Below are 8,575 nucleotides of genomic sequence, written 5' to 3'. Positions count from 1 at the left end.
TGGCCGTCACCGACAACGACGGCCACCAACTGCACCCCGGATCACTGGCCCGACCACCCAGCACCCCACCACCGGCGGTGCCACCGTGTCCCGGACCGCTGGGCGAACGCGCCGACTGGTGGTGGTACGACCCGTTCCAACCACAAGCGCCACCGTCAACCAACTGAGACTTGCGGTGCCGAGAGATTCGGTGCCACAACGAAACCGGCTAGTCCTGCTTGCCGGGCTCCTCATCGCGGCTCCTTCGTCGCCGCTTGATCGTCGCCCGGCTAGTCCTGCTTGCCGGGCTCCTCATCGCGGCTCCTTCGTCGCCGCTTGATCGTCGCCCGGCTAGTCCTGCTTGCCGGGCTCCTCATCGCGGCTCCTTCGTCGCCGCTTGATCGTCGCCCGGCTAGTCCTGCTTGCGGATCAGCTTCTGCAGGGCCTTGCGGTCGGGTTCGAGCAGTTCGGCGATCCGCGCGGCGTTGATGTCGGCGACGATGATCTCGCCGACATCTTTGTTGACGTTGCTGAAAATGCCGTGCGTCTGCATCTTCTCGGTCTGGTACTTGTTGTCCTCGGTGGGCGTCACGTAGTAGACGGCGTCGGCCTTGAACCGGTGCACCAGCCACAGGTGAACCAGCGTCATCAACCGCTTCTGGCGAAGCTTGGCCGAGTAGGTGTTCTGGTCGCGCACGGTCAGGATGCTGCGGCCCTGCCTGTCCGTGATCGGGTCGAACACCACGTCGGCCAGCTTCTCGTCTTCGTTGTCACCGAAGATGCTCAGCTCCAGCAGGTTTGAGCCGGCGCGGCGCGGGCGCAGCTGGACCCGCAGCCGTTCGCCGAGCTTGTAGTGCTCGCTCCACAGCGCCAGCCAGTCCTCCAGCAGCTTCTTGGGCACCTCGGTCTGCACCAGGTGCTGCACCTGGGTGGAGCCCTTGCCCATGGACTTCGTGGTAGCGGTGCGTCCGGACGAGGCTGCCAGCGCGGCGTCGCTGCGCGGGCCGCCGACCAGCGTTTGCGGTGTGCGGTAGGGGGATTCGATCAGCCGCATCTTGCGCTGCAGCCGGGCCAGCGCCAACATGCCGTCCTGGCGCAGCGCGGTGGCGAACTCCTCGGCCGCCACACCGTCGATCTGGTGGCCGCCGTAGGTCATGAAGTTGAAGACGAAGCCCATCTTGCCCAGTTCCTCGGGGAACGCCCGCATCTCCTCATCGGTCATGCCGGTGGTGTCCCAGTTGAACGACGGGGAGAGGTTGTAGGCCAGCATCTTGTCCGGGTAGACCGCGTGCACGGCCTCGGCGAATTCCCGGGCGTCGGCGAGGTCGGCGGTCTTGGTCTCCATCCACAGCAGGTCCGCGAACGGCGCCGCGGCAAGGGATTTCGCGATGGCATAGGGGATACCGCCGCGCACCTGGTAGTACCCCTCCGGGGTGCGGGCCAGTTCGCAGTCCCACGGGGCCTCGACGCCGAGTTCGGCCGCCTTCGTGCGCGCCTCGTACAGCGACGCCGTCCGGGCGAACTCCAGCCACTCCGCGGGCTTCATGGCCAGCGCCTCACCCTCGGCTTCTTTGAACCGCAGCACCTCGACGACGGCGTTGCCGTAGGTGTCCAAGCCGGCGTCGGACTGCCAGGCGTCGACGAACTGCGACTCGACTCGGTCGAACAGGACGTCCAGTGAGCCCTGGTGACTGCTGGTCCAGGTGGCGGCCGCCTCGTCGATGACCGCGGTGATGCCGCGGCTCTGCAGCCAGGCGTCCGCGGCGGCGTACTCACCGGCAGGCAGGGCGTACAGCAGGTGCCCGTTGAGCTCTGTCACGCCCTGGGAGTGGAATCGGCGCAACATCGCCAGGAAACACGACTTATATGGCGGCACAGCGAGATTGGTGACACCCAACAGGAAAGGTTGATCGCGTTCGTCCGCCCGGCCGTCGATGAGGTTGGCGGCCTCGGCATCGGTGCGGGCCACGATGATCCCCGGCACGCTCATGATGTCGAGTTGGAAGCGGGCGGTGTTGAGCCGTTTGATCTGTTCATCGGAGGGCACCAGCACCTTGCCGCCCTGATGGCCGCACTTCTTGGTGCCGGGGCGCTGGTCCTCGATGTGGTAGCCCGACACCCCGGCCTCGACGAAGCGGCGAATGAGGTTGCGCACGTGGGGATCTCCGCCGTGACCGGTGTCGGCGTCAGCGATGATGAACGGCCGGTAGTCGACGGCCGGGGTAGCTGCGCGCTGTTCGTCGGTCATCTGCATGCGCAGGAAGTGCTGATTGCGGTCGGCGGTCAGCAGGGCGCGCACCAGGCCCGCCGCTTCGTCGGGTACCTGGCTGAGCGGGTAGCTGGCCAGGTCCGGACCCGGATCCTCGGTGGTGGACCCCTTCGCCGAGGTGGCCCAGCCGCCGAGGTAGATGCCCTCGATGCCGCAGCGCTTCATGGTCACGGCCTGGCCGGGCGAGTACGGCCCGAAGGTGGTGATGGATCTGCGCTGGGAGAAGAGTTCACGCAGCCGCGCGTAGAAGGCACTGGAGGCGTCGCGGGCCACGGTGTAGTCCACTCCGATGGTGCCGCGCTGCTCGACCACCTGCCGTGCGGTGTAGAGCCGGGTGATCCCCGCGAACCGCGGACTGTCGACATAGCTCTGGGTGTCGGCGACGTCCTGATCGAACGTGCTCGCTGCGTTCGCCTCGGCGATGGACATGGTTGCTCCTTATCGAGCCCAACTGGCCCGTTGTGTGCGCTGATACGTGCGATTAACCACTCTGCGGTCGATTATCCCGGCCGGGGTGGGGCACTGCCAGCCCCGGGACGCCAGACCGCCGGCAGTGCGACGAGCGCACTGCCGGCGGGCAGGGTTGTCGTTGTCAGGGCTGCGGCAGATGCGGCACCGCGGGAAGGTCGGCGGCCGGGGCCGCCAGGTCGACGACCGGGGCCTGCTCGACCGGGGCCTGCTCGACCGGGGCCTGCTCGACCGGGGCCTGTTCGACCGGGGGTGCCGGTGGCGCGGGATCCGCCGGTGGAGCGGGATGGGCCGGTGGCGCGGGATCGGCCGGTGGCGCGGGATGGGCCGGTGGAGGGGGCGGGGGCAGCTCTGCCGGAGGAACCGGCCCAGGAACCGGCGCAGGTGCAGCCGCCGGCGGCGGTACGGCGGCCGGTGCCGCGGGGTCGGCGGGCGGGGGGTCGGCGGGCGGGGCCGGCTCGGTATTCATCGGCTGAGCCTCGACCGGCAGATACATGTGGTGGGTGAACTGCGGCTGGAAGGCGCCGCCGCCGCCGATCTGCACACCGGCACCACTTTCACCGCTGGACACCGGCGTGCCGTCAGGCAGGGTCACGGCGGCGTGGCCGCCGTTCCAGCCGATCACCACCGAATTGGGGGCGCTGCCATAGTGGAATCCACGGGCCAGCAGGGCGGTTTCCATATTGCCGGTGTTGAACCTGCTGCCGAAGGCGGGCCGGCCGGCGGCCACATTGGCAACCCACGACGCCAGACCGGAGCAGTCCGTTCCGGCCGGGGTGTCCCCGCCGGAAATGTAAGGGGTGCCGGCCACTTGCGAGATGAGCGACATCAATGCCGCGAGAGCAAACATGAGAAAAACGCTAACCACAGTTTAGTCATTTTCCCAAACCCTGTGTCGTGACTCACCTTTTGGGTTATTAGCCCTGATGGGCAAGCAAAAGCCGATGATTACCAAATTAATACGAACAGTGACACCGATCCGATACAGCAAATAGCCGAGTTTCCAGTGTCTTTGGTGTTCGTGTTGCCGAAAAGTGATGTCGGCGCGGTAATTCACGCCATTGGGCTCCGCACCGAGGGCCTTTTGCCGACGTGTTCGCGGTCACACTCGCGGTGACTACGATGAATCCATGCGCGAATACCTCAAGTTCTACATCGACGGTCAATGGGTGGATCCGGTCGAACTGCGCCTTCTGGATGTTGAGAACCCGGCTACCGAGCAGGTCTGCGGCCGGATCGCGATCGGTTCGTCAGCCGATGTGGACAGGGCGGTCTCGGCGGCCCGGGCGGCGTTCGTCGGCTGGTCGCAGAGCACCAGGGAAGAGCGCCTGGACGTGCTGCAGGCGCTGCTCGCCGAATACCAGCGCCGGTCGGCGGATTTGGCGCAGGCGGTCACCGAGGAGATGGGCGCTCCGCCGTCGCTGGCGGCTGGCCCGCAGGTGCAGATGGGGGTGGGCCACCTGGTGACTGCCATCGATGTTCTGAAGAACTTCTCCTTCGAGGAGAGCCGTGGTTCCACCCTGGTGGTCAAGGAGCCGATCGGGGTGTGCGGGCTGATCACGCCGTGGAACTGGCCGCTGAACCAGATCGCCTGCAAGATCTATCCCGCGCTTGCCACCGGTTGCACCATGGTGCTCAAGCCCTCGGAGGTGGCGCCGTTCTCCGGTCAGATCTTCACCGAGATCATCGAGGCCGCCGGTGTTCCCGCCGGGGTGTACAACATGGTCCACGGGGACGGCCCCGGCGTGGGCGTGGCGCTGTCCAGCCATCCCGGTGTCGATATGGTGTCCTTCACCGGTTCCACGCGGGCCGGGATCGAGGTGGCCCGCAACGCTGCACCGACCGTCAAACGGGTCGCCCAGGAACTCGGCGGCAAGAGCCCCAACATCGTTCTCGATGACGAGTCGTTCACTCGCAGTGTGGCGGGTGGGGTGGCGTCGATGATGCTCAACAGTGGCCAGAGCTGTAACGCGCCCTCGCGGATGCTGGTGCCCCGGGCGCGCATGCAGGAGGCGGCCGCGGTCGCCAGTGCGACTGCCGATCAGGTGAAGGTCGGCAACCCGGCCGACCGCACCGCGATTGGCCCGGTGGCCTCCCGTGCCCAGTTCGACAAGATTCAGCGGCTTATCAAGACCGGTATGGACGAGGGAGCCGAACTGGTCGCGGGCGGCCCGGGGCGGCCCGACGGTCTCGACGTCGGCTACTACGTGCGGCCGACCGTCTTTGCCAACGTGTCCAACGACATGACCGTGGCCCGAGAGGAGATCTTCGGCCCGGTGCTGTGCATTCTGGGATACGACGACCTGGATCAGGCCGTCAGCATCGGCAACGACACCGACTACGGCCTGTACGGCTACGTTTCCGGCGCTGATATGGATCAGGCCCGTGCGGTGGCCCGCCGGATCCGGGCCGGCACGGTGTCGATCAACCATGCCATCGACATCGGTGCGCCGTTCGGCGGTTACAAGCAGAGCGGAAACGGCCGGGAGTGGGGCGAATTCGCGTTCCACGACTTCCTGGAGATCAAGGGAATCGTGGGCTACGGCTCCGGAGCCGGCTCCTAACCGATGCGGGTGCTGGTGCAACGCGTCACCTCTGCGGCGGTGACGGTCGACGGACAGACCGTCGGAGAGATCAGCCCGGACAGCCAGGGTCTGGTGGCGCTGGTGGGGGTCACCCACTCCGACGATGACGGCATCGCCATGCGGATGGCCGAAAAGCTCTGGCAGCTAAGAATTCTCGACGGTGAGTGTTCTGCCGCGGACATCGGTGCGCCGATCCTGGTGGTCAGCCAGTTCACGCTGTACGCCAACACGGTGAAGGGGCGACGGCCGTCGTGGAACGCCGCGGCTCCGGCTGCGGCGGCGCAGCCTCTGGTCGAGGCTTTCTCCGAGGCGCTGCGGGCGCTGGGGGCACAGGTGGCGACCGGTGTCTTCGGCGCGCACATGCGGGTCGAGCTCGTCAACGACGGGCCGGTCACGGTGCTGCTGGAGTTGTAGAGCGCTCACTGCCGCTGCCGCTGCCGCTCCAGTACGAACGAGGGGCCCATGAGCACCACGACGAGCAGGTCGTCATACCCGTCGTGACGATCTCCAGGGCGGGAGTCTGCAGGGCGAACAGTTCGGGCCAGTCCAGCTGGTTCATGGATACCCACCGGGACATCGGGCCAAGTGCCGGCCGACCGTCTTCCGACAAGGCCGAAGGCCGCCACCGCGTCAGCGGGACGGCCCTCGAACCTGCGATTTCTGATCAGCCCATCGGGGCCGGAAGAACGATCGGATACGGCACGAAGGTGCCGCTCACCGTCCCGGCGGTAGGTTCAGGAACGGATTCGGGTTGAGCACGGTGCCGTCCAGCAGGCGCAGTGTCGGCCACTTCATCACCTGACCCGGAGGGCCGAACGGGTTCTGTCCGGGCGGCATGCCCGGCACCCAGTTGAGGTTGACGTTGGGGCCGTCCCACTGCATCAGGTCATCCGGGATACCCGGCACCGGGATGTTCGGCACCGGGGGCATCGGGGGCATCGGTATGCCCGGGACCGGCGGAACGGGCGGCCCGGGGATGTTCGGCGCTGCCTGACCGACTCCGCTGCCCAGCCCTAACGCGCCCAAGCCCAGTGCTCCGGCCAACACGGCGCCGGCGGCGCGGTCTTGGTAAATGTCACGTTCATCGGTGAACCCTGTCTCCAATCAGACCCTCCTGCGCGTTGCGTACCCGGACGCCGCGCGGACCAAAACCTTGCGCCGGCGCGATTTGTTACCGATCCGCGCTCCGCGGGCGACGTCCGGCATGAGAAAGTGAAGCCCTATGCACACGCACAACTACGTCAGCTACGAGGAGTTCGGCCGCCGCTTCTTCGAGGAGGCCGTCACCCAGGAGCGTGTCGCTGCCGCGTTCGCCGAGATCGCCGGTGGCGACATCACCATGGGGCCGATGTCGCAGGGGCCGGGTGGACTGGCCAAAGTGACCGCCCGCGTCAAAATCCAGCAAGCTGAGGTGTCTCGCACCGTGGGGGACACCATCACCTTCGCCGTGCGCATCCCGCTGCTCATCGAACTGATCGTCGACCTGCGGCTGGACAAGCAGCGGTTCATCGTCGACGGCGATATCGCCCTGCGGGCCACCGCCCGGGCGGCTGAGCCCCTGATGATCGTCATCGACGTCGCCAAGCCGCGTCCCTCCGACATCGCGGTGCATGTCACCTCGAAGTCGCTGCGCGGCGAGATCGTGCGGCTCATCGGCGGAGTCGACGGCGAGATCCGGCGCTTCGTCGCGTCCTACGTGGCCGAGGAGATCGACAGCCCGGCATCCCAGCAGGCCAAGATCATCGACGTCGCCACCGCGGTGGCCTCCGCCTGGGACGCGTGACGGCGGGCCTTTTTACAGGTCCAGCGTCAGATGTTCACCGGCCGGCGCCCGTGACACACAGGTCAGCATGAGGCCGCTGTCGTGTTCGGGTGTGGTCAACAGGGTGTCCCGGTGCTGGACGACGCCGCCGCGAACGTGGGTGCGGCAGGTTCCGCAGAAACCCTGTTGACAGGAGTAGGGCGGGTTGACACCGCCCCGCTGCAGGGCGGCCAGCAGGGTTTCGTCCGGGGCGACGCTGATCTCGGTTCCGGTGGAGGCGACCGTCACGGTGAACGCCTCGCCGTCGACCACGGGTGCCGCGGCGAACCGCTCGAAATGTAGTTCGACGTCGTCCCGGCCGATCAGGCGCTGCCGCACCAGCGTCAGCATCTGGGCGGGTCCGCAGGCGTATACCGTTGTCCCGTCTGGACATTCGCCCAGCAGATCATCCGCGGTCGGAATGCCGTGCACGTCGTCGGTGCGGATCGCGATCCGGTCGCCGTACCGGCGGACCTCGTCGAGGAACGGAATGCTCTGGGCGCTGCGGCCGACGTAGATCATCGACCAGTCCACGCCGAGGCGCTCGGCCATGCCCAGCATCGGCAGGATCGGGGTGATCCCGATACCGCCGGCGATGAACCGCAGTCGCTGCGTCGGCGAGCCGTAGCCGGGCACGGCCAGCGGGAAGGCGTTGCGCGGCCCGCTGGTGGTGACGGTCGACCCGGTCGGCAGACGGTCGTGCACCTCCACCGAGCCGCCGCCGCCGTCGGGAATGCGGCGCACCGCAATCCGGTATTCGGTGCGCCGGGCCGGGTCTCCGCACAGCGAGTACTGCCGCACCCGTCCACTGGGCAGGTGGATGTCCAGATGTGAACCCGGGTGCCACGGCGGCAACGGGGAGCCGTCGGCCGCCGCGAGGGTCAGGGCCACGACGTTCTCGTCCCGTGCCACTACCTGACGGTCGACGACGGTCAGGGTCAGGGTGCGGTCACGCGCAGGCGGCGGGGCCGGTCGCCGCAGACCCGCGACGGCCCACAGGCCCGTGATCGCCGCGTCGGCAAGTCCCAGGATCGGGGCGGGTGCGGAGAGCAGGCGGCGCAGCACGATCGCTAGACGTGCGCCGCGCGGGCGGCGGGGGAGGTCGCCAGGTAGGCGACCGCCTGGGCGGTGGAACCGACGTTCACTGGTGAGAAGTCCCGGCGGAAGTAGGCGAACGTGTTGCTGCCGAACAGCTGCCGATAGAGCGGCAGCAGCGTGAGCTTGGAGTCACGGAACCGCAGTCGCTGCATCTGCGTCCAGCTGAGGTTCAGGTCCGGATCGGTCTTGCACAGGTACCACAGGCTGCGTTCGAAGAACGACGCCATCAGGACCATCGCCAGGACCATGGCGCGGATTCTGGCGGGGTAGCTGTCGTTGAAATAGGTGGCGACGTCGTGGGCGACGCAACGGTGCTCGACTTCCTCACTGCCGTGCCAGCGGAACAGATCGACCATGGTGGGGTCGCCGCCGTAA

The 8,575-nt window shown here is 67.4% G+C and carries 7 protein-coding genes and 2 pseudogenes; 4 read left to right on the top strand and 5 right to left on the bottom strand.

Features of this window, described 5'->3' with window-relative positions:
* Positions 1-167 (top strand): annotated as a pseudogene (locus ADBZ6I_RS13675) (hypothetical protein); the annotation flags it as partial.
* 224 nt (positions 168-391) lie between these two features.
* Here ADBZ6I_RS13675 and aceA read toward each other — a convergent pair.
* Positions 392-2,677, bottom strand: a complete 2,286-nt coding sequence (gene aceA / locus ADBZ6I_RS13670; protein WP_526384721.1) for an isocitrate lyase ICL2 — start codon at positions 2,675-2,677, stop codon at positions 392-394.
* A 519-nt stretch (positions 2,678-3,196) separates the two neighbouring features.
* Positions 3,197-3,566, bottom strand: a pseudogene (locus ADBZ6I_RS13665) (peptidoglycan endopeptidase); the annotation flags it as partial.
* Between the two features lie 280 nt (positions 3,567-3,846).
* Here ADBZ6I_RS13665 and ADBZ6I_RS13660 point away from each other — a divergent pair.
* Together ADBZ6I_RS13660 and dtd are read left to right on the top strand one after the other, a co-directional pair.
* A complete protein-coding gene (locus ADBZ6I_RS13660) occupies positions 3,847-5,280 on the top strand; it encodes an aldehyde dehydrogenase family protein (RefSeq protein WP_526384719.1) in 1,434 nt (477 codons plus the stop codon).
* A gap of 3 nt (positions 5,281-5,283) precedes the next feature.
* The gene (gene dtd, locus ADBZ6I_RS13655) at positions 5,284-5,715 is read left to right on the top strand and encodes a D-aminoacyl-tRNA deacylase (RefSeq protein ID WP_526384717.1); all 432 of its coding nucleotides are present in this window, start codon (positions 5,284-5,286) and stop codon (positions 5,713-5,715) included.
* Positions 5,716-6,015: 300 nt separating this feature from the next.
* Here dtd and ADBZ6I_RS13650 read toward each other — a convergent pair whose 3' ends face one another.
* Entirely contained in the window at positions 6,016-6,405 is a 390-nt protein-coding gene (locus tag ADBZ6I_RS13650) for a hypothetical protein (protein WP_526384715.1), read from the bottom strand.
* A 118-nt stretch (positions 6,406-6,523) separates the two neighbouring features.
* On the opposite strand from ADBZ6I_RS13650, the gene ADBZ6I_RS13645 reads away from it, so the two are divergent.
* On the top strand, positions 6,524-7,084 hold the full coding sequence (locus ADBZ6I_RS13645) for a hypothetical protein (protein WP_526384713.1): 561 nt from the start codon (positions 6,524-6,526) through the stop codon (positions 7,082-7,084).
* 12 nt (positions 7,085-7,096) lie between these two features.
* On the opposite strand, the gene ADBZ6I_RS13640 is transcribed toward ADBZ6I_RS13645, so the two are convergent.
* Together ADBZ6I_RS13640 and ADBZ6I_RS13635 are read right to left on the bottom strand one after the other, a co-directional pair.
* Positions 7,097-8,167 (bottom strand): PDR/VanB family oxidoreductase, encoded by a 1,071-nt coding sequence (locus ADBZ6I_RS13640; protein WP_526384711.1) that lies wholly within the window; start codon positions 8,165-8,167, stop codon positions 7,097-7,099.
* A 5-nt stretch (positions 8,168-8,172) separates the two neighbouring features.
* A partial coding sequence (locus ADBZ6I_RS13635) for a metal-dependent hydrolase (RefSeq protein ID WP_526384709.1) occupies positions 8,173-8,575 on the bottom strand: 403 nt, incomplete at its 5' end.

The organism is Mycobacterium sp. (assembly GCF_044342925.1).
In the GTDB taxonomy this organism is placed as follows: Bacteria; Actinomycetota; Actinomycetes; order Mycobacteriales; family Mycobacteriaceae; genus Mycobacterium.
Note: the sequence above shows the minus strand (reverse complement) of the source record. Positions and strands in the feature narration are given on the sequence as shown.

Bases quoted from the DNA above. Each gene is read 5' to 3' on its own strand.
- aceA (WP_526384721.1), bottom strand. From the start codon at position 2,677: ATGTCCATCGCCGAGGCGAACGCAGCGAGCACGTTCGATCAGGACGTC.
- ADBZ6I_RS13660 (WP_526384719.1), top strand. From the start codon at position 3,847: ATGCGCGAATACCTCAAGTTCTACATCGACGGTCAATGGGTGGATCCG.
- dtd (WP_526384717.1), top strand. From the start codon at position 5,284: ATGCGGGTGCTGGTGCAACGCGTCACCTCTGCGGCGGTGACGGTCGAC.
- ADBZ6I_RS13645 (WP_526384713.1), top strand. From the start codon at position 6,524: ATGCACACGCACAACTACGTCAGCTACGAGGAGTTCGGCCGCCGCTTC.